At 52.2% G+C, this 17,571-nt stretch carries 22 protein-coding genes and 2 other annotated features; of the genes, 21 read left to right on the top strand and 1 reads right to left on the bottom strand.

The features are described 5' to 3' along the window. Together disA and pssA are read left to right on the top strand one after the other, a co-directional pair. Window positions 1–1,080 carry a DNA integrity scanning diadenylate cyclase DisA gene (gene disA, locus IEW70_RS11850; protein WP_188648138.1) on the top strand — a complete coding sequence of 360 codons (1,080 nt, stop codon included), beginning with the start codon at window positions 1–3 and terminating at the stop codon, window positions 1,078–1,080. A gap of 99 nt (window positions 1,081–1,179) precedes the next feature. Continuing rightward, the gene (pssA, locus tag IEW70_RS11845) at window positions 1,180–1,893 is read left to right on the top strand and encodes a CDP-diacylglycerol--serine O-phosphatidyltransferase (protein WP_188648137.1); all 714 of its coding nucleotides are present in this window, start codon (window positions 1,180–1,182) and stop codon (window positions 1,891–1,893) included. A gap of 186 nt (window positions 1,894–2,079) precedes the next feature. Here pssA and IEW70_RS11840 read toward each other — a convergent pair whose 3' ends face one another. Then, entirely contained in the window at window positions 2,080–2,475 is a 396-nt protein-coding gene (locus tag IEW70_RS11840; RefSeq protein ID WP_188648136.1) for a DUF1573 domain-containing protein, read from the bottom strand. A 267-nt stretch (window positions 2,476–2,742) separates the two neighbouring features. Here IEW70_RS11840 and IEW70_RS11835 point away from each other — a divergent pair, with 267 nt between their 5' ends. From IEW70_RS11835 to IEW70_RS11745, 19 genes are all read left to right on the top strand, one after another. Further along, window positions 2,743–3,234: a CarD family transcriptional regulator gene (locus tag IEW70_RS11835; RefSeq protein ID WP_188648135.1), complete on the top strand. Its 492-nt coding sequence runs from the start codon at window positions 2,743–2,745 to the stop codon at window positions 3,232–3,234. 80 nt (window positions 3,235–3,314) lie between these two features. Continuing rightward, window positions 3,315–4,397 (top strand): PIN/TRAM domain-containing protein, encoded by a 1,083-nt coding sequence (locus IEW70_RS11830; protein ID WP_188648134.1) that lies wholly within the window; start codon window positions 3,315–3,317, stop codon window positions 4,395–4,397. Between the two features lie 85 nt (window positions 4,398–4,482). After that, window positions 4,483–5,178 (top strand): 2-C-methyl-D-erythritol 4-phosphate cytidylyltransferase, encoded by a 696-nt coding sequence (ispD, locus tag IEW70_RS11825; protein ID WP_229751957.1) that lies wholly within the window; start codon window positions 4,483–4,485, stop codon window positions 5,176–5,178. Next, window positions 5,171–5,653: a 2-C-methyl-D-erythritol 2,4-cyclodiphosphate synthase gene (gene ispF / locus IEW70_RS11820; RefSeq protein WP_188648132.1), complete on the top strand. Its 483-nt coding sequence runs from the start codon at window positions 5,171–5,173 to the stop codon at window positions 5,651–5,653. The genes ispD and ispF overlap by 8 nt, the downstream gene beginning before the upstream one ends. 233 nt (window positions 5,654–5,886) lie before the next feature. Then, a complete protein-coding gene (gene gltX, locus IEW70_RS11815; RefSeq protein WP_188648131.1) occupies window positions 5,887–7,374 on the top strand; it encodes a glutamate--tRNA ligase in 1,488 nt (495 codons plus the stop codon). 57 nt (window positions 7,375–7,431) lie between these two features. Further along, window positions 7,432–7,662: a binding site (T-box leader), on the top strand. A gap of 541 nt (window positions 7,663–8,203) precedes the next feature. Next, on the top strand, window positions 8,204–8,890 hold the full coding sequence (cysE, locus tag IEW70_RS11810; protein WP_188648242.1) for a serine O-acetyltransferase: 687 nt from the start codon (window positions 8,204–8,206) through the stop codon (window positions 8,888–8,890). Beyond that, on the top strand, window positions 8,871–10,271 hold the full coding sequence (gene cysS, locus IEW70_RS11805) for a cysteine--tRNA ligase (RefSeq protein ID WP_188648130.1): 1,401 nt from the start codon (window positions 8,871–8,873) through the stop codon (window positions 10,269–10,271). Before cysE ends, cysS begins: the two co-directional genes overlap by 20 nt. Window positions 10,272–10,276: 5 nt before the next feature. Further along, window positions 10,277–10,705 (top strand): Mini-ribonuclease 3, encoded by a 429-nt coding sequence (locus tag IEW70_RS11800; RefSeq protein WP_229751965.1) that lies wholly within the window; start codon window positions 10,277–10,279, stop codon window positions 10,703–10,705. After that, window positions 10,698–11,441 (top strand): 23S rRNA (guanosine(2251)-2'-O)-methyltransferase RlmB, encoded by a 744-nt coding sequence (gene rlmB, locus IEW70_RS11795; RefSeq protein ID WP_188648129.1) that lies wholly within the window; start codon window positions 10,698–10,700, stop codon window positions 11,439–11,441. The genes IEW70_RS11800 and rlmB overlap by 8 nt, the downstream gene beginning before the upstream one ends. 12 nt (window positions 11,442–11,453) lie before the next feature. Next, window positions 11,454–11,957: an NYN domain-containing protein gene (locus tag IEW70_RS11790; RefSeq protein WP_188648128.1), complete on the top strand. Its 504-nt coding sequence runs from the start codon at window positions 11,454–11,456 to the stop codon at window positions 11,955–11,957. 106 nt (window positions 11,958–12,063) lie between these two features. Continuing rightward, a complete protein-coding gene (gene sigH / locus IEW70_RS11785; RefSeq protein ID WP_373285964.1) occupies window positions 12,064–12,699 on the top strand; it encodes an RNA polymerase sporulation sigma factor SigH in 636 nt (211 codons plus the stop codon). Between the two features lie 370 nt (window positions 12,700–13,069). After that, window positions 13,070–13,219, top strand: coding sequence for a 50S ribosomal protein L33 (rpmG, locus tag IEW70_RS11780; RefSeq protein ID WP_188648126.1), 150 nt, complete (start codon window positions 13,070–13,072; stop codon window positions 13,217–13,219). A gap of 48 nt (window positions 13,220–13,267) precedes the next feature. Then, window positions 13,268–13,477, top strand: coding sequence for a preprotein translocase subunit SecE (gene secE / locus IEW70_RS11775; protein ID WP_188648125.1), 210 nt, complete (start codon window positions 13,268–13,270; stop codon window positions 13,475–13,477). A 54-nt stretch (window positions 13,478–13,531) separates the two neighbouring features. Then, window positions 13,532–14,065, top strand: a complete 534-nt coding sequence (gene nusG / locus IEW70_RS11770) for a transcription termination/antitermination protein NusG (protein ID WP_188648124.1) — start codon at window positions 13,532–13,534, stop codon at window positions 14,063–14,065. Window positions 14,066–14,237: 172 nt separating this feature from the next. Continuing rightward, on the top strand, window positions 14,238–14,663 hold the full coding sequence (gene rplK / locus IEW70_RS11765; RefSeq protein WP_188648123.1) for a 50S ribosomal protein L11: 426 nt from the start codon (window positions 14,238–14,240) through the stop codon (window positions 14,661–14,663). A 92-nt stretch (window positions 14,664–14,755) separates the two neighbouring features. Continuing rightward, window positions 14,756–15,454: a 50S ribosomal protein L1 gene (gene rplA, locus IEW70_RS11760; RefSeq protein WP_188648122.1), complete on the top strand. Its 699-nt coding sequence runs from the start codon at window positions 14,756–14,758 to the stop codon at window positions 15,452–15,454. A 35-nt stretch (window positions 15,455–15,489) separates the two neighbouring features. Continuing rightward, window positions 15,490–15,644, top strand: a sequence feature (ribosomal protein L10 leader region). 25 nt (window positions 15,645–15,669) lie between these two features. Further along, window positions 15,670–16,182 (top strand): 50S ribosomal protein L10, encoded by a 513-nt coding sequence (gene rplJ, locus IEW70_RS11755; RefSeq protein WP_188648121.1) that lies wholly within the window; start codon window positions 15,670–15,672, stop codon window positions 16,180–16,182. Window positions 16,183–16,254: 72 nt separating this feature from the next. Further along, window positions 16,255–16,620, top strand: a complete 366-nt coding sequence (rplL, locus tag IEW70_RS11750; protein ID WP_188648120.1) for a 50S ribosomal protein L7/L12 — start codon at window positions 16,255–16,257, stop codon at window positions 16,618–16,620. Window positions 16,621–16,691: 71 nt separating this feature from the next. Next, on the top strand, window positions 16,692–17,303 hold the full coding sequence (locus tag IEW70_RS11745) for a class I SAM-dependent methyltransferase (RefSeq protein ID WP_188648119.1): 612 nt from the start codon (window positions 16,692–16,694) through the stop codon (window positions 17,301–17,303). The last annotated feature ends 268 nt before the right edge of the window (window positions 17,304–17,571 follow it).

Here is a 17,571-nt window from a genome sequence, read left to right as displayed (position 1 = left end):
GTGAAAGAAGAAAGCAAAAACAGCGTGTTTGAAAGTCAGATACTGCGTCTGGTAGCACCGGGAACCGTGTTTCGGGAAGGATTGGACAATGTTCTCGGAGCCAAGACGGGTGCATTGATTGTAGTAGGCTATGACGACAGCGTCCGGGAATTGGTGGACGGCGGTTTTCACATCGACTGTCCCTTCTCTCCGGCATATTTGTACGAGTTGGCCAAGATGGACGGCGCCATTATTTTGAGCAATGATGGACGGCGCATCTTGTACGCCAATGCCCAGCTGGTACCCAGTTCTTCCATCCCCTCCACAGAGACGGGGATTCGTCACCGCACTGCACAACGTACAGCTCGCCAGACCGGCAAGCTGGTCATCTCCATTTCCCAGCGGCGCAACGTCATTACCTTGTATCAAGGGAACTACCGCTATGCCCTGAAAGATATCGGGGTGATTCTGACCAAAGCCAACCAGGCGATTCAAACCCTGGAAAAATATAAATCCGTATTGGATCAGTCGACTACGAACCTGAGTGCCTTGGAATTTGAGGAACTGGTTACATTAAGTGAAGTGGCGATGGTGATTCAACGGATTGAAATGGTGTTACGGATCAAGAGTGAGATCCAGCGCTACATTCATGAACTGGGTACCGAAGGCCGCCTGATCAGCATGCAGTTGGAAGAACTGGTGGTAAATGTGGAAGAAGAAGCGTACCTTCTGATCAAGGATTACTGCAAGGAACCCAAGTGCCAGTCTCCTTCCGCTGTTCTCAGCGCCTTGAAGGAGCTGTCTGCGGATGAGCTTTTGGAACATGCCAATATCGTGCGTATCCTTGGCTACAGCGGTGTGTCAAATATCCAAGAAGAAGCAGTGGCTCCACGGGGATACCGTATATTGAACAAAATTCCCCGGCTGCCGGCACCCATTATCCAAAAGCTGATCGATAAGTTTGAGACACTTCCCCGTATCATGATGGCTACCATCGAGGAATTGGACGATGTGGAAGGTATCGGGGATGTTCGGGCAAGGGCCATCAAAGAAGGGTTAAAGCGAATTCAGGAACAAGTCTTTATTGACAGACATATCTAAATTCCCTAGAATGGTAACACCGTGCCGTGTGCATTGGAAGGAGGGGGTCTTCGCCCAGCCCCTGGCGAATATCTATCGAACATTTAGGAGGTCCCTGACATGTTTGCAAGAGCATTGCCCAGCATTTTAACCGTTGGGAACTTGTTTTTAGGCATAGTAGCCATGATTCTCGCGGTTCAGGGCGAATGGAAATATGGGGCGATCATGGTGATCATCGGTATGTTTCTCGATGGTCTCGACGGTCGTGTTGCCCGGTTGCTGAACACGCAGAGCGAATTCGGAAAAGAGTTGGACTCGCTGTCGGATGTGATCTCATTTGGTGTTGCACCTGCACTTATTATGTATACTTCTCTTCTTCACGAGATCGGTCCGACAGGATGGATTATTACCGCTATTTTCCCGATTTGCGGTGCACTTCGTTTGGCCCGTTTCAACGTTCATCCGGGAATCCCGGGATATTTTATCGGTTTGCCCATTACCGCGGCGGGCGGAGTATTGGCTACCATGGCGTTATACAGTGATCTGGTGGCCAGCCCGGTGTTTATGGTCTTGGGCATGTTGTTTCTCTCCTTCTTGATGGTGAGCCAAATCAAGTATCCCAACTTCAAAAAGATGGGAATCCCCCGGAGTGCCTATTGGGTTGCTCCCTTGCTAATTATCTTGTTGGGATGGATGGCCGCGCGCTTTCCGGAGGAGTTTCCGAAGATCGTCTTTATTCCATTGGCCCTCTATGCTTTTTATGGAGTGAAGCGGTCAGTGGCTCGCCGGCGAAGAGAAAACGGGGAAGAACCCATCGAAGAACTGAAGCCTTAAAACACCTCCCGTTGCGGGAGGTGTTTTTTCGTGAACGGAAATTGAACATGTGCGACTTTCCGCAACTTTTTGATGACGAAAATCGTTATGAAAGATACAACAAGGTTTTTACATTTTTAAAAAAAGAAAGGAAGGGGATAGTCGATGATCGGCGAACATGAGGATAGGACTTTATGCCCCGCTCGTTTACCGCAAATTGAATACACCAAGGGTGGATAGTTTTTTGGCCTCGTTGTTTACCACATGTTCCAATTCCAGGCCCAGTGTATTGCACAATGCCGTTAAATAAAATAAATTTTTCCCCATTTCCGATTGAATGACATCGGAACAATGGTCGCACAAGTTGCCGGTAACGTGGGTTTCCAGCTCCCTTTTCATGGCGGACAAAGCGGTTCCTTTTTTGAAGGGTTGCCGTCGGGCTTTCACTTGGATACATCCGCATTCGGTAACCGCCTTCATCAGTGCACGGTTGACACGGGCGTTGGATTCTTGGAATTTGGAGGAAACATCCAACAAACTACGGTGACGGAGCAGCAAATCAGATACCTGAAGTTGAAACTCTTTTAATCCGTTATCTTTCATGGGGTTTCACCTCTTCCTTCAGTGGCCTGGTTGCCGGCGGATTTGGTGAAGAATGCCGGAAACGACAGAAGATTCAATCTAAGCTTTATTATATCGGCGGCCAAGGAGAGGTGTCAATTTTTAGCGAAAAGCATCACCTTATTTTTTTGGGAAATACATATTGACGTACCTGTTTTCCCTGTGCTAATATATTTGTTTTAAAATTATTGACTTTTACCCAAGGATGTGATATCTTGGAAAAAGATATTGCCCTTGGAGGTGGGTTATTTGTTCAACGTCGGCGACAAGGTGGTCTATCCCATGCACGGTGCAGGAATCATCGAATCCATAGAGGAAAAGGAGATCCTCGGGGAGTCACAGAAATATTATGTCATGCGGATGCCCATCGGCGACATGAAAGTGATGATTCCGATGGCCAAGGTGGACAATATCGGATTGCGCGAGGTGGTGGACGAACAGACGATCGCAGAAGTGATCCAAAGGCTGGGGGTGCCCGAGTCGGATGTTTCAAGTAACTGGAACCGCCGTTACCGCGCCAATTTGGATAAAATGAAAAGCGGGAACATATATGATATGGCTGATGTCGTCCGTACTCTGATGATCCGAGAAAAAGAAAAGGGACTTTCCACCGGGGAACGCAAGATGTTGGACAACGCCCGCCAGATTCTGGTCAGTGAACTGGCTTTAGCCAAAAACATGGATGAAGGGCAGGCGCTGGACTTATTGGATGAGACAGTCACATCCTCCGCAAAAGCATAAACGGATTCACATAAAATCCCATTCGCAGGTTTTTCCTGGGTAGGGTTTGTCTATAATGGTGAATAAGGAGGTGAAGCCCCGTGCTGAAACGATTTGTACAACTTGCTTTCGCAGTGATCGGAGCAACGTTGGGATACTATTTGGGCCCTACTCTGTTCGAGATGCTTCGCCAATCCCCGCTGAATTTCGGTGATGTGCCTGCCCCCCGTTACATCGGAGCTGTATTGGGGGCAATCCTCCTGTATATTGCCACCATGTGGTTCTCAGGAAATGTGGTTCAGTGGATTCGGTGGAGTGAAGACCGCTTGACCCGCATACCCGCGGCGGATACATTGTTTGGAGCCCTTGGTTTGATCTTTGGTCTTATCGTAGCTTTTTTGATCGAACCGCCGATCTCCAAACTGCCTCTGCCTGGCGTTGCAGCAGTACTACCGTTGTTCGTCAGTGCCTTATTGGGTTATCTCGGTTTCCGGGTTGGATACAAAAAGCGTGACGAACTGATTTCCCTCTTTACTATGGGACGCCCGTCCAAAGACAAAGGAAAAAAAGACGATGTGGAGCACAAGATCCTCGATACCAGCGTGATTATTGACGGGCGGATCGCAGATATTTGCCGTACCGGGTTCCTTGAAGGGACACTGGTGATTCCTAGTTTTGTACTGGAAGAATTGCAGCATATCGCTGATTCTTCCGATGTGCTGAAGCGGAATCGCGGCCGTCGAGGGCTTGATATTCTAAACAAGATTCAAAAAGAACTCAACATGCGCGTCCTGATCTACGAGGGGGACTTTGAAGAAGTTTCCGAAGTGGACAGCAAACTGGTCAAGCTTGCCAAGGTGCTTTCCGGCAAAGTGGTGACCAACGATTTCAACCTGAACAAGGTGTGCGAGCTGCAAGGAGTCAAAGTGCTCAACATCAACGATTTGGCCAATGCGGTGAAGCCGGTGGTCTTGCCTGGTGAAGAGATCAACGTCCAAGTGATTAAGGATGGGAAAGAACATGGCCAAGGAGTCGCTTATTTGGACGATGGAACGATGATCGTCATCGAAGGCGGCCGAGAATACATTGGAGAGCGGATTGACGTTCTTGTCACCAGTGTGTTACAAACATCAGCAGGGAGAATGATTTTCGCCAAACCCAAATTGCTGGAACGCGCGCTTTAACCGGATATGCGCTGATCCGCATCGCCCGGGCGAAGGAATGACCGTCGCCGGGCGATGCTGTGTGTTGAAAGGAGACTTTGAACAGGTGAGCGTGGGCGTAATTATTCCTGCCGCAGGGAAAGGGAAGCGGATGGGGGCGGGTCAGAGCAAACAGTTTCTTCACTTGGCGGGAGAGCCGATCCTTATCCGTACACTACAGGTGTTTGTGACGCATCCTGCAGTGGATGAGATTGTAGTGGCTGTCAGTCAGGATGATTGGGAACAGACGGTGCAGTTGCTGGACGCTTCCGGCTTAGCAGAGAAAGGGATCCGGCTGGTGACAGGAGGCGCAGAGCGGCAGCACAGCGTCTACCGAGCGCTGAAGGAATCGCGTAGCGAGTGGGTGCTGGTGCATGATGCTGTGCGCCCCTTTGTGACCCATGATCGGATCAACGCACTTCTCGATGCTGTGAAAATGCATGGCGCTGCCGTTTTGGCCGTACCGCTCAAGGATACGGTCAAAGAGGTTTCGAACGCCGGCGTGGTGGAAGGAACCCCGGATCGCAGTCGGTTGTGGGCGGTGCAAACACCCCAGGCTTTTCGCAGAGAGCTTCTGTTGGAAGCGCATGAACGCGGACAGGCAGCCGGATTGTTCGCCACCGACGATGCGATGCTGGTGGAAGAGATGGGTATCGATGTCCGGGTGGTAGAAGGGGATTATACCAATATCAAACTGACCACTCCGGATGATCGGATTGTAGCAGAAGCAATTTGGAAGATGCGAGGGACCCAGGATGTTTAAAATTGGACAAGGCTTTGACGTACATCAGTTTGCCATCGGCCGTCCCCTCATCGTGGGCGGCGTAGAAATACCCCATCCTGTAGGACTGGTGGGGCATTCGGATGCCGATGTGCTTCTCCATGCAATCACGGATGCGGTGTTGGGTGCAGTGGGTAAAGGAGACATCGGAACACATTTTCCGGATACGGATCCGAGTTATAAAGATGCAGACAGCGCGGAATTGTTGAAGCAGGTGTGGGAGATGGTAAATGCAGCCGGCTATCGCCTCGGCAATGTGGACGCCACCATTATCGCCCAAAAGCCGAAGATGGCTCCTTACATTCCGCAGATGCGGGAGCGGGTGGCGGAGCTGTTGCAAGGGGAATTATCCGATATCAATATCAAAGCTACTACGACGGAAAAGCTTGGATTTACGGGCCGGGAAGAAGGGATCGCCGCCATGGCGGTGGTGCTGCTGGTGAAAGAAACTTCATAAGGTGCAAGATTGTATCAGCGAACATGGGTAGTGGGAAGCTCTTTGGCCAAGATGCGCATTTGGTGATAAAAATCCATTTTTTTCAAATGATGCGGTGCATCCGTTTTCCGTCGAAAACGAAAGAAAAAGGCGCCGCGAGGATCCATCGGTGTACCAAGCAAGTTGAAGAGAGCGCGTCAAGAGGGATAGAGCCTTTCCTGAACTGGATCGAATCAACGAGGTGAGGATGGACCATGGCAGAAGTACGTACACGATATGCTCCCAGCCCTACAGGTCATCTGCATATCGGGGGAGCCCGGACGGCGCTTTTCAGTTATCTGTGGGCCCGCAAAAATGGAGGTTCTTTTATCGTCCGGATCGAAGATACGGATGTGGAACGGAATGTAGAACAAGCTGCGGAAAAACAGATGGACGGCCTTAAATGGCTCGGAATCGATTGGGATGAGGGCATGGAAAAGGGAGGCCCGCACGCCCCGTACCGTTCCATGGAACGGACGGATATTTACCGGGAATACCTGGAGAAGCTACTGAAATCCGGCCATGCGTATCCCTGCTATTGCACGCAGGAGGAACTGGAGCGAGACCGGGAAAAACAACTCGCTGAAGGTGTTGCACCGAAATACGTGGGCCGTTGCCGCAACCTGACTCCGGAACAGCGTGCTGAGCGGGAAGCGGAAGGCCGCAAGCCCTCTATCCGTTTCCGCGTGCCCCAAGGGCGTACCATCGTAATTCAGGATGAGGTGCGTGGAGAAGTGCGGTTTGAATCTGACGGCATTGGCGATTTCATCGTCGCCCGTCCGGATGGCCGCCCCACCTATAACTTTGCTGTGGTGGTAGACGATGCTCTGATGGAAATCACCCACGTGGTGCGGGGGGAGGAGCATTTGTCCAATACGCCGCGTCAGGTCTTGATCTATGAAGCGCTGGGATTTGAAGCGCCCGTATTTGCTCATGCTTCCCTCATTCTGAATCCCGACGGGAAAAAGATGAGTAAACGGGATGAATCCGTGATTCAGTTTATCGACCAATACAAAGAGCTGGGATATCTCCCCGAAGCGATCGTTAACTTTTTGGCCTTACTCGGATGGGCGCCGGAGGGGGACAAAGCGGAAGAAGAGATTTTCTCCAAAGAAGAGCTGGTGGATCTCTTCTCCCTGAATCGCGTCTCCAAAGCTCCGGCCGTATTTGACACCGGGAAATTGAAATGGATGAACAACCACTATATCAAGCAGTCCAGCCTGGAGCGCATTACCGCCTTGGCGCTGCCGCATTTGCAAAAGGCAGGGCGGGTGCCGAAAGAGCTGACGGATGAGAAGCGGGAATGGGTCACGCGCCTGGTCGGATTGTATCAAGAGCAACTGGACTATGTGGCCCAGATCGTGGAGTTGTCCGATATGTTCTTCCGTACGGAGGTAGACTATTCCGACGAGGCCCGGGAAGTACTGGCCCAGGAACATGTGCCGGAAGTAGCGGCTGCTTTCATCAGCCAGATCGAGCAGGCGGAGGATCTGGAGCCCGACACCGTCAAAACCCTGTTGAAAAACGTACAAAAAGAGACTGGGTACAAAGGAAAGCAGCTCTTTATGCCTGTTCGCGCCGCCGTCACCGGCCAAACCCACGGCCCGGATCTGCGGGAAACAATCTCGTTGTTGGGCGCGGATACGGTCATCAGCCGGCTGCAGCATTACCTGACCAACCGGGATGCTGTGATCTCGGGGTGAGATTTCGGTTTTTTTCAATCGAATGTGGTACAATATATTTAAAATCGCATAGGGTTTGATAAAGCGTGGATCAGGAGAGTAAGCGAGGGAAAGGATTCTTCAGAGAGGGGTGCCACCGGCTGCAAGCACCCTGTTTCCTCTCTCGCCGAATGCACCTGTGAGCTGCTCCGCCGAACTCCTTGCGGATAGTAGGCGGGGCCGGTGCCCGCCGTTACGGGAAGAAGGGGATCGGTCATCCGAAGCAGACTGGTCAAGCAGAGTGGAACCGCGGAAGTTACCGTCTCTGCAGCGTATAGCTGCAGAGGCGTTTTTATTATACGGATGGGTATGAGGTGTGAAGCTCATTTACTAGACGGACCGAATGGTTTATGTGCTTAAGCTCCTTTCCGCGAACTGGCAAGTGCGTGAGAGGAATAAGGGAGGCTGCTGACAAAGTTTCTCGAAATGGCTGAAGAACTTTTTTGACCGAGCAGCGACTTTTGACGACGAACTCAGCGACAAGAGAGGAGACGAGACAAAAAAGCGGCACATAGCACGACCTGGGAGCTTGCGACCCAGGCGTGATGTGTGCCCTGCGGGTGCTTGTACTTTTTGAGTGCACTTTCGCATTGTGCCGCGTCTCGTTGAATCTTTTGGAGTGGACAGTATAGGCTTCTAAGTCGGAGGAAAGGGAGAAACGGGCAAAAGAGTCGAAGCGATCCTACAAGTTTGTCATCAATGGGTTCGTTATGGCGATCGAGTCACGAGTGGAGCATCCGACAGAAAGGCTGGCACGGATGATTTTGAAAGGGAGGTTGGAACATTGGGAGTGCGGGAACGTTGGAAGCAAATGCGGGCAATCCTCCGTGCAGACATCGATGCGGTATTTGAACGGGATCCTGCGGCCCGGAGTACCTTTGAAGTGGTTCTTACTTATTCGGGCTTGCATGCGATCTGGATGCACCGAATCGCCCACTGGTTATATCAACGCAACTGGTTTTTGGTGGCAAGGGTCTTATCTCAGTTTAATCGTTTTATTACCGGGATTGAAATTCATCCGGGCGCTAAGATCGGCAAAGGTGTTTTCATCGATCACGGGATGGGTGTCGTCATCGGAGAAACGTGTGAAATTGGAGACCGGGTGACCATTTACCAAGGGGTTACCTTGGGCGGAACCGGGAAAGAGAAAGGCAAACGTCACCCGACGGTGGAAGAAGGTGTCCTGATTGCGTCGGGGGCCAAAGTGCTCGGCTCCATGCGGATCGGCAAAAATGCAAAGATCGGCGCCGGCTCTGTCGTTTTGAAAGAGGTGCCGGCAAACTCCACTGTAGTCGGCGTACCCGGCCGAGTCGTGGTACAGGACGGTGTGCGGGTGGATTGCGATTTGGAGCACCACAAATTGCCTGATCCCTTTGAAGAGACTTGTCAGTCGCTGGAGGAGGAGATCAGCCGTTTGCGACAGGAGCTGGATTCGGTGAGACACGAGTTGGAAGAACTTAGAGGAGGAAAAAAGAAGGATGACTACGCGTCTGTATAATACCTTGACCCGGACTCGAGAAGAGCTTCGGCCGCTTACAGATAACAAGGTGAAGATGTATGTATGCGGGCCGACCGTCTACAACTACATCCATATCGGAAATGCCCGGGTGTTTGTCTTTTTCGATGTGGTCCGGCGCTATTTGCAATACAAAGGATTTGAAGTGACCTACGTACAAAACTTCACCGATGTCGATGACAAGCTGATTAAAGCGGCGCAGGAGGAAGGGGTTGCGGTACCGGAATTGGCGGAACGCTATATCGCCGCTTATTTCGAAGATATGGACGCGCTGGGAGTTAAGCGGGCAGACGTACATCCCCGGGCGACCGAACACATCCCGGAGATGATCGAGGCGATCCAAAATCTGATCGACAAAGGACATGCTTATGAAATAAACGGAGATGTATATTTCCGTTCCCTCAGCAAAGAAGATTACGGAAAGCTGTCCCATCAATCCATCGATGAATTGAAGTCCGGGGCTCGGATCGAAGTGAACGAACGAAAGGAGAATCCGTTGGACTTTGCCTTGTGGAAGGCGGCCAAACCCGGCGAGATCAGTTGGGACAGTCCCTGGGGCAAAGGGCGGCCCGGCTGGCACATCGAATGCTCTGCAATGGCACGGAAATACCTGGGTGACAGCATCGATATTCACGCCGGCGGGATGGATCTCTGCTTCCCCCACCATGAAAACGAAATCGCGCAAAGCGAATGCTGGACGGGGGAAACCTTTGCCCAATACTGGCTCCATAACGGCTACATCAATATGGGCAATGAAAAAATGTCCAAATCCCTCGGCAATATCGTCCGAGTAAAAGAGCTGCGGGAAGAATACGAACCGCGGGCATTGCGTTATTTTTTGCTGTCGGCCCACTACCGCAACCCGATTTCCTTTCGTTATGATACGATCCGGCAATTCGAAGGAGCATTGGAACGGTTTGACACGGTTGTCACGAACCTGCGCCATCGGATGGAAGCAGCGGTGGATGGCGAGCCGAGTTCGGCCGTGGAAGCCCGGTTGAAAGAATTGACCCAAGCCTTTGAAGAAGCGATGGATGACGACTTCAATACCGCCAATGCCATCAGCGTCCTGTTTGACGGCGTCAAATTCGCCAATGATTGGGTGGCGAAGGATGTGGTATCCAAACAATCGCTGGAACGGATTCTGCAATGGTTCCGGGTATTCGGTTCTGATATTTTGGGATTGATGGAGCTGGAACCAGAAGAAATCCTGGACAGCGAGATCGAGGCGTTGATCGAAGAACGGATCCAGGCGCGGAAGGAGCGGAACTTTGCCCGGGCGGACGAAATTCGCGACCGGCTTCAGGAAATGGGGATCATTTTGGAAGATACGCCCCAGGGAACGCGGTGGAGAAAGAAGTGAGCGGCATGTTGGAAGTCGGGATGACAGACAAGCCACTTCCCAAACACCCCCGGGAGTTGAATCCTCTCCTGTTGGCTTATGTGGGAGATGCTGTCTATGAGCTGTATGTCCGGTACTATTTGGTGGCGGATGGGGTAAACAAACCCCATGAGCTGCAACAGACCGCTGTCCGGTATGTATCCGCCGGGGCCCAGGCGGAGGCGGTTCGGCGGGTGGAGTCCTGTCTCACGGAAGAGGAGCTGGATATCTTAAAGCGGGGGCGCAATGCGAAGTCCAAAAGCGTCCCCCGCAATGCCAAAGCCACCGATTACCGCTACAGCACCGGGGTGGAAGCCTTGGTGGGGTATTGGTACCTGACCGGACAGTCGGCGAGGCTGAGAGAAATGATGGAGACTATCATAGAAGCGACGGAAGAAGGGAAGCGCGATGAATAATGAATGGGTGATGGGGCGCCATTCGGTAAAAGAAGCTCTCTCCAGGGGCCGCAGTACGGACAAGCTGCTGGTGGCGGAAGGCGCAGCCAAGGGAAAAGGGGGGATCAAAGAGATCCTGCGTCTGGCCCAGGAGCGGGGAATACCGGTGAGCCAGGTACCCCGGCGCCGGTTGGATCAGCTGGCCGAAGGAGGGAACCACCAAGGCGTGATGGCCCAGGTGGCTTCTTTTGACTATGCCCGGCTGGAGGATATATTCGCACGGGCCGAATTCCGCGGGGAATCACCGTTCTTCCTCCTGCTGGACGGGATTGAGGATCCGCATAATTTGGGTTCCATCCTGCGGACGGCCGATGCGACGGGAGTACATGGGGTGATCATTCCCAAACGGCGGGCGGTAGGTCTGACGAGCACCGTGGCCAAAACCAGCGCCGGTGCGATCGAGCATGTGCCGGTGGTCCGGGTAACCAACTTGAATCGGACGGCGGATGAATTGAAGGAACAAGGGGTGTGGCTGATCGGCAGCGATGCCCAGGCACCGCAAAGTTACAGTCGGGTTGACTACACGCTTCCCACCGCTCTCGTTATTGGAAATGAGGGAAAAGGGATCAGCCGGCTGTTGAAGGAGAAGTGTGACCTGTTGATTCAGCTGCCGATGAAAGGACGTGTCTCTTCTCTCAATGCATCTGTGGCCGCTGCCCTTTTGATGTATGAAGTGCTTCGAAAGCGGCAGGAGTAGACGGAGGCTGACATGGAAGAGTGGCTGATCGTGGACGGATACAACGTGATAGGCGCTATTGAGAACGGTTGGTCTTCTTTTCCGCTGGAGGATGCACGGCTGCAGCTGACCGCGATGTTGTCGGAATATCAGGCGGCTTCCGGCCGAAAGGTGTTCCTCGTCTTCGATGCCCATCGAACGCCCGGCGGGGAAAGCCGGTTTAAAGACCAGCGGGTGACGGTTTACTTTACCAAGGAACATGAAACGGCCGACCAGTTGATCGAACGGCTGGTTCGAAAGTTCCGTCATCCTTCCCGCCGCATCTACGTGGCTACTTCCGATTATTTGGAGCAGCGCATGGTGTTTGGTCAGGGGGCCTACCGGATTTCTGCCCGGGAACTCTTGGAGGAGATGCAATCTCTGAAAGGCCGGGTGCGAAAAAAAATAGAGGAACAGTGGCAAGAGCGGCATACCTTGGGACATGGGCTGGGAGAGGATGTGCTAAAAACTTTTGAAAAATGGAGACGGAAAAAATAGGAGAAAAATTGACGTTTTTGTTGCAACTCGGCTATAATGTATTTATCTTGGGTTTTCCAGCTAATGGGTCGGAGGGATGAAGGTGAGCGTCAATCTTCAAGTGAGCATGGTGACTGACTTGACTGACTACAGGATGATGACCGACGAAGAGCTGGTGGATCGAGTGCGCAGTGGCGACAGCACCGCCCTTGAAGAGTTGATCAACAAATACAAAAACTTCGTGCGGGCGAAAGCGCGGTCTTACTTTCTCATTGGCGCCGACCACGAGGATATCGTGCAAGAAGGGATGATTGGGCTTTATAAGGCGATCCGGGATTTCCGCGGGGACAAGCTCGCTTCCTTCAAGGCATTTGCCGAGTTGTGCATCACCCGGCAGATTATCACGGCCATCAAAACGGCCACCCGACAGAAGCACATCCCCTTGAATTCCTATGTTTCCTTGGACAAGCCGATCTATGACGAGGATTCCGACCGGACGTTGATGGACATCTTGACCGGCGGACGTGTATCGGATCCGGAGGAGCTGTATATCAACCAAGAGGAGTTTGACGACATCGAAGATAAAATGTCGCAAATTTTGAGCGAGTTGGAAAGACAGGTCCTCATGCTGTATTTGGATGGCCGTTCCTATCAAGAGATTGCGGTGGATCTCAACCGTCATGTGAAATCCATCGATAATGCTTTGCAACGGGTGAAAAGGAAACTGGAACGGTACCTCGAAGTACGAGAGCTGACTTCGTGACGGGTGCACTGGGAAACCGGTGCTTTTTATACCCGTCCTCTTCATTTTTTAAACAGGCTCTGCCTGTTTTTTCTGTGTTCGGCTCTTACCATTCGACATCATATGTCAAATTTCCTTCTGTTTTTCGGTCCATTTGTAAAGATTTGTTGAACGCCGCAAGGGAAGCTGGAGCTGGATTCCCTTCCCGCAACCATCCATTCTTTTTGGAGGGAAAAGAGCTTCTTTAACGGTTGTTTATTTCCCTAAAGAAAGGGTTAATACTGGAAAGACATGATTTGGTTGACATGTTTTTATCTCTGTGATAAAGTTGGTGGGGTATTTTGTATTACGCCCTCAGACCGTCTTGAGTGCGAGTCAAGGAGGTGTTCGCATGCGGGTGTTGATGACGCTGGCTTGTACGGAATGTAAGGAGCGAAACTATTCCTCCACTAAAAATAAACGGAAGCATCCCGACCGGATGGAATTCCGGAAATACTGCCCTCGTTGCAACAGTCACACCATTCATCGCGAAACCAAATGATCGGCGTTCCAAAGTGACAGCGAGATTTTCACATGGGAGGGTAAGCGCATGGGTTTTCTCGGCCGCATCAAGCGCAGTGTGACCGGTATCGCCGACTTCTTTCGGTCCGGAGTTGCCGAACTGAAGAAAGTCAAATGGCCTAGCCGTCAGGAGCTGATCAGCTATACCCTGGTGGTTTTGACGGTGGTCGTTATCATGACTTTGTTCCTCGGAATCATTGACTACGGAATCCTGTCGCTGGTCAATCGGATCACCTGATGTGTCGGCGGAAAAAAGTCGTAAGGGGGGACAGGGCGAAACTGCCCTGATTTCATGGAGAAGAATTGGTATGTTGTCCACACGTATTCCGGCTACGAGAACAAAGTGAAAACCAACCTGGAAAAACGCGTGCATTCCATGGATATGCAAGATAAGATCTTCCGTGTCCTCGTACCGACGGAAGAGGAAATCGAGCATAAGGATGGTAAGCGCAAGACTGTTCAGCGCAAGGTTTTTCCGGGATATGTCCTCGTGGAAATGGTGATGACGGACGACTCGTGGTACGTCGTGCGCAACACGCCAGGGGTGACTGGGTTTGTCGGGTCGCCTGGGGCAGGGTCAAAACCCACTCCCCTTATGCCGGATGAGGTGCAGGCCATCCTTCACCAGATGGGGATGGAAGAGGCGCGTCCCAAAGTGGATTTCGCCGTTTCCGAAACGGTCAAAGTGAAAGAGGGCCCCTTTGCCAACTTCGTCGGCAACATTGAGGAAGTGGATGTGAACCGGCAGAAGCTGAAGGTCCTTGTCAATATGTTCGGTCGGGAAACCCCGGTGGAACTCGACTTCAACCAAGTGGAAAAAATTTAACTTTGGAACCTGCCTTCAATTTTGGCAGCGGTTATGGTAAAGTTGGATTGTTTGAGATTCCCTTTGCTCGGTGTGACCGTCCTGGACGGCTAAACCGTTAAAGGGCCTCTTTTCCGTGGGAGGGTACAACGGACCCGAGGGAACCACTTTTCTTCAAAGGAGGTTGAACAGCGTGGCCAAAAAAGTCATGAAAGTCGTCAAGCTACAGATTCCTGCCGGCAAAGCGAACCCGGCACCGCCGGTCGGTCCTGCACTGGGTCAAGCCGGTGTGAACATCATGGGCTTTTGTAAAGAATTCAACGCCCGGACCCAAGACCAAGCCGGCATGATCATCCCGGTGGAGATCACCGTTTATGAGGACCGGTCTTTCGACTTCATCACGAAGACTCCGCCGGCAGCAGTTCTGTTGAAAAAGGCAGCGGGCCTGGACAAAGGTTCCGGCGAGCCCAACAAGAACAAAGTGGCCACCATCAAGCGGGACAAAATCCGCGAGATTGCCGAAATCAAAATGCCCGACTTGAACGCTGCTGATGTGGAAGCAGCCATGCGGATGGTGGAAGGCACCGCCCGCAGCATGGGTATCGTCGTCGAAGACTGATTCGATGACGGACGAAACGCTCTCTTTGCCGCCGCGGGTGAAGAGCGCGTGTGGGAGGAATTTCCGTTATTACCACGAAGGGAGTGAATACCGTGGCTAAACATGGTAAAAAGTTTCAAGAAGCGCTGAAGAAAATCGACCGGGAACGAGCTTACGAGCTGGAAGAAGCGATTCAGCTGGTGAAAGAAGTTGCCCCGGCCAAGTTTGACGAAACCGTCGAGGCTGCATTCCGCCTGGGCATCGACACCAAGCGCGCCGACCAGCAAGTACGCGGTGCGGTCGTATTGCCGCATGGCACCGGGAAAACCAAACGGGTGCTGGTATTCGCCAAAGGCGAAAAAGCGAAAGAAGCGGAACAAGCCGGAGCCGACTTTGTCGGTGACGAAGACTTGGTGAACAAAGTGAGCCAGGGTTGGCTGGACTTCGATGTGGTGGTAGCTACCCCGGACATGATGGCTCAAGTGGGTAAACTGGGTCGGATCCTGGGTCCCCGCGGCATGATGCCGAACCCGAAAACCGGCACCGTCACCTTCGAAGTGGAGAAAGCCGTCAAAGAGATCAAAGCCGGTAAAGTGGAATATCGTGCCGACAAATCCGGCAATGTCCACGCACCGATCGGCAAAGTCTCTTTTGACACCGAAAAACTGGCTGAGAACTTCCAAGCTTTGCTGGAAGCTTTGCTGAAAGCCAAGCCGGCTGCCGCCAAAGGGCAGTACGTACGCAACGCTGCGGTTTCCTCTACGATGGGACCGGGCGTCACCGTCAACACTTCCCGTTTCACCGGCCGCTGATTGAAGCGGTTTGAGATACAGGAAGCCAATCCCCACAATTGAAAAGAGCACTACCGTAGACAGCCGGGGCACCCTGGGTGCTTAAAAAGCCAGCCGAGGTAGAGGAACGAGAAACCTAGGGTTTCTCTGTGCGAGGATTGCACAGTTCCCGGCCTTCGTCTGTCTGCGCGAAGGCTTTTTTCATGGGCGGATTTCCCCTTTAAGGAGGTGTGTTCATGTCCACTGCAATCGAAAAGAAAAAAGAAGTGGTTGCTGAGATTGTCGAGAAACTGCAAAACAGCAAAAGCACCATTCTGACGGACTACCGCGGTCTGACCGTGGCCGAAATGAACGAGCTGCGGAAACAGCTGCGGGAAGCCGGCGTGGAGTACAAAGTGTTGAAAAACACGATGGTACGCCGCGCAGCAGCGGAAGTCAACTACAGCGAACTGGATGAACACCTGGTAGGCCCGACCGCCATCGCTTTCTCTCCAGAGGATGCCGTGGCCCCGGCCAAAGTGCTTCACAAGTTCGCCAAAGATCACAAAGCCCTGGAAATCAAGGCTGGCATCGTGGAAGGAAACGTCGTCTCCCTGGATCAAATCAAGGAGCTGGCGGACCTGCCTTCCCGCGAAGGACTCTTGTCCATGCTGCTCAGCGTGCTGCAAGCACCGATGCGGAACTTCGCCCTGGCTGTCAAAGCCGTTGCCGACAAAGACGGCGAAGGCGAAGAAGCTCAAGAAGCTTAAGTTGGATCGAAAAAAACCGATTCCAATGGTTTACCCACCATACACAATGGACGATATTAAGGAGGTATTCTCATGAGCAAAGAGCAAATTATTGAAGCCATCAAAGGCATGAGCGTGCTCGAACTGAACGACTTGGTTAAAGCAATCGAAGAAGAATTCGGCGTGACCGCCGCTGCACCGGTGGCCGTTGCCGGCGGTGCAGCTGCTGGTGAAGCTGCCGAAGAACAAACCGAATTCGATGTGATCCTGGCTGATGCCGGTTCCTCCAAAATCAATGTCATCAAAGCTGTTCGCGGCATCACCGGACTGGGCCTCAAAGAAGCCAAAGCCCTCGTGGACGGCGCTCCGAGCCCGGTCAAAGAAGGCGTATCCAAAGAGGAAGCCGAAGACATCAAATCCCAGTTGGAAGAAGCCGGTGCAAAGGTGGAACTCAAATAACGTTTCGCCTGCAACCGGACCCGCCGGCGGTTCGTCGGCGGGTTCTTTTATATCCGTCGAGGTGAATGGAAATGGCAGACCACTATTACAGTTCCGAACCCGGATCATCGGGGGAAGACCGCCGCATCATTGCCGACCTTCGCGGGCGTACGTTTCATTTTCAGGCGGATGCCGGCGTCTTTTCCAAAAAAGGGATCGATTTCGGCACGCGCCTGTTGATCGAAACCATGATACTTCCGGAAGCGGGAGATATTTTGGACCTTGGCTGCGGTTACGGTCCGGTGGGGGTGGTGAGTGCTGCTGTAGCACCGGAGTGCCGGGTTACGATGGTGGATGTGAACCGCCGCGCCTTGGAACTTGCGCGGAAGAATGCGGACACCAATGGTGTCGCAGACCGGGTGGAAGTATTAGAAAGCGACGGCTTTTCTGCGATTCAAGGCCGGTCCTTTGCGACGATTCTCACGAATCCACCGATTCGAGCCGGGAAAAAAACCGTGTATCGTTTGTTTGAAGAATCAGCGGAGCATTTACTGCCTGGCGGTGAACTGTGGGTCGTCATCCGCAAACAACAAGGCGGTGCCTCGGCGCGGGAGAAATTGGAACATCTTTTCCCGCAGGTAGAACTCGTTACTAGAAAAAAAGGGTTTTGGATCCTGCGGGGAGAAAAGGGAACAGAACGTTGACACCGATTCTCCCTTGTGGTATCGTTTTAAAATGCTAACAAACCCAATGCTTGTGGAATATTATTTTCACCGAGGCAACGGGGTGTTTTTTCGTGAATAAGAACCTCTTGTTTGGGTTACCATAGAAAAATAGACCTTTCCCTGTTGGAAAAAAGAGGTTATCCATCCATAAATTCTACGCACAATCATGGGGTGTGCGGGAACCACAAGTCACTATTGAACCTGAGTGTCCAACAGTATTGAGGCGTGGCAGCGTACCCTGTGACCG

This window comes from Marinithermofilum abyssi, from assembly GCF_014641195.1.
In the GTDB taxonomy this organism is placed as follows: domain Bacteria; phylum Bacillota; class Bacilli; order Thermoactinomycetales; family DSM-45169; genus Marinithermofilum; species Marinithermofilum abyssi.
The sequence above is the reverse complement of the archived record's forward strand: the minus strand, read 5'-3'. Positions and strand labels throughout refer to the sequence as shown.

Excerpts from the sequence above, each read along its gene's own strand:
- pssA (WP_188648137.1), top strand. The coding sequence starts at position 1,180 with ATGTTTGCAAGAGCATTGCCCAGCATTTTAACCGTTGGGAACTTGTTT.
- IEW70_RS11840 (WP_188648136.1), bottom strand. The coding sequence starts at position 2,475 with ATGAAAGATAACGGATTAAAAGAGTTTCAACTTCAGGTATCTGATTTG.
- ispF (WP_188648132.1), top strand. The coding sequence starts at position 5,171 with ATGTTTAAAATTGGACAAGGCTTTGACGTACATCAGTTTGCCATCGGC.
- gltX (WP_188648131.1), top strand. The coding sequence starts at position 5,887 with ATGGCAGAAGTACGTACACGATATGCTCCCAGCCCTACAGGTCATCTG.
- cysE (WP_188648242.1), top strand. The coding sequence starts at position 8,204 with ATGCGGGCAATCCTCCGTGCAGACATCGATGCGGTATTTGAACGGGAT.
- cysS (WP_188648130.1), top strand. The coding sequence starts at position 8,871 with ATGACTACGCGTCTGTATAATACCTTGACCCGGACTCGAGAAGAGCTT.
- IEW70_RS11800 (WP_229751965.1), top strand. The coding sequence starts at position 10,277 with ATGTTGGAAGTCGGGATGACAGACAAGCCACTTCCCAAACACCCCCGG.
- rlmB (WP_188648129.1), top strand. The coding sequence starts at position 10,698 with ATGAATAATGAATGGGTGATGGGGCGCCATTCGGTAAAAGAAGCTCTC.
- IEW70_RS11790 (WP_188648128.1), top strand. The coding sequence starts at position 11,454 with ATGGAAGAGTGGCTGATCGTGGACGGATACAACGTGATAGGCGCTATT.
- sigH (WP_373285964.1), top strand. The coding sequence starts at position 12,064 with ATGGTGACTGACTTGACTGACTACAGGATGATGACCGACGAAGAGCTG.
- rpmG (WP_188648126.1), top strand. The coding sequence starts at position 13,070 with ATGCGGGTGTTGATGACGCTGGCTTGTACGGAATGTAAGGAGCGAAAC.
- secE (WP_188648125.1), top strand. The coding sequence starts at position 13,268 with ATGGGTTTTCTCGGCCGCATCAAGCGCAGTGTGACCGGTATCGCCGAC.
- nusG (WP_188648124.1), top strand. The coding sequence starts at position 13,532 with ATGGAGAAGAATTGGTATGTTGTCCACACGTATTCCGGCTACGAGAAC.
- rplJ (WP_188648121.1), top strand. The coding sequence starts at position 15,670 with ATGTCCACTGCAATCGAAAAGAAAAAAGAAGTGGTTGCTGAGATTGTC.
- rplL (WP_188648120.1), top strand. The coding sequence starts at position 16,255 with ATGAGCAAAGAGCAAATTATTGAAGCCATCAAAGGCATGAGCGTGCTC.
- IEW70_RS11745 (WP_188648119.1), top strand. The coding sequence starts at position 16,692 with ATGGCAGACCACTATTACAGTTCCGAACCCGGATCATCGGGGGAAGAC.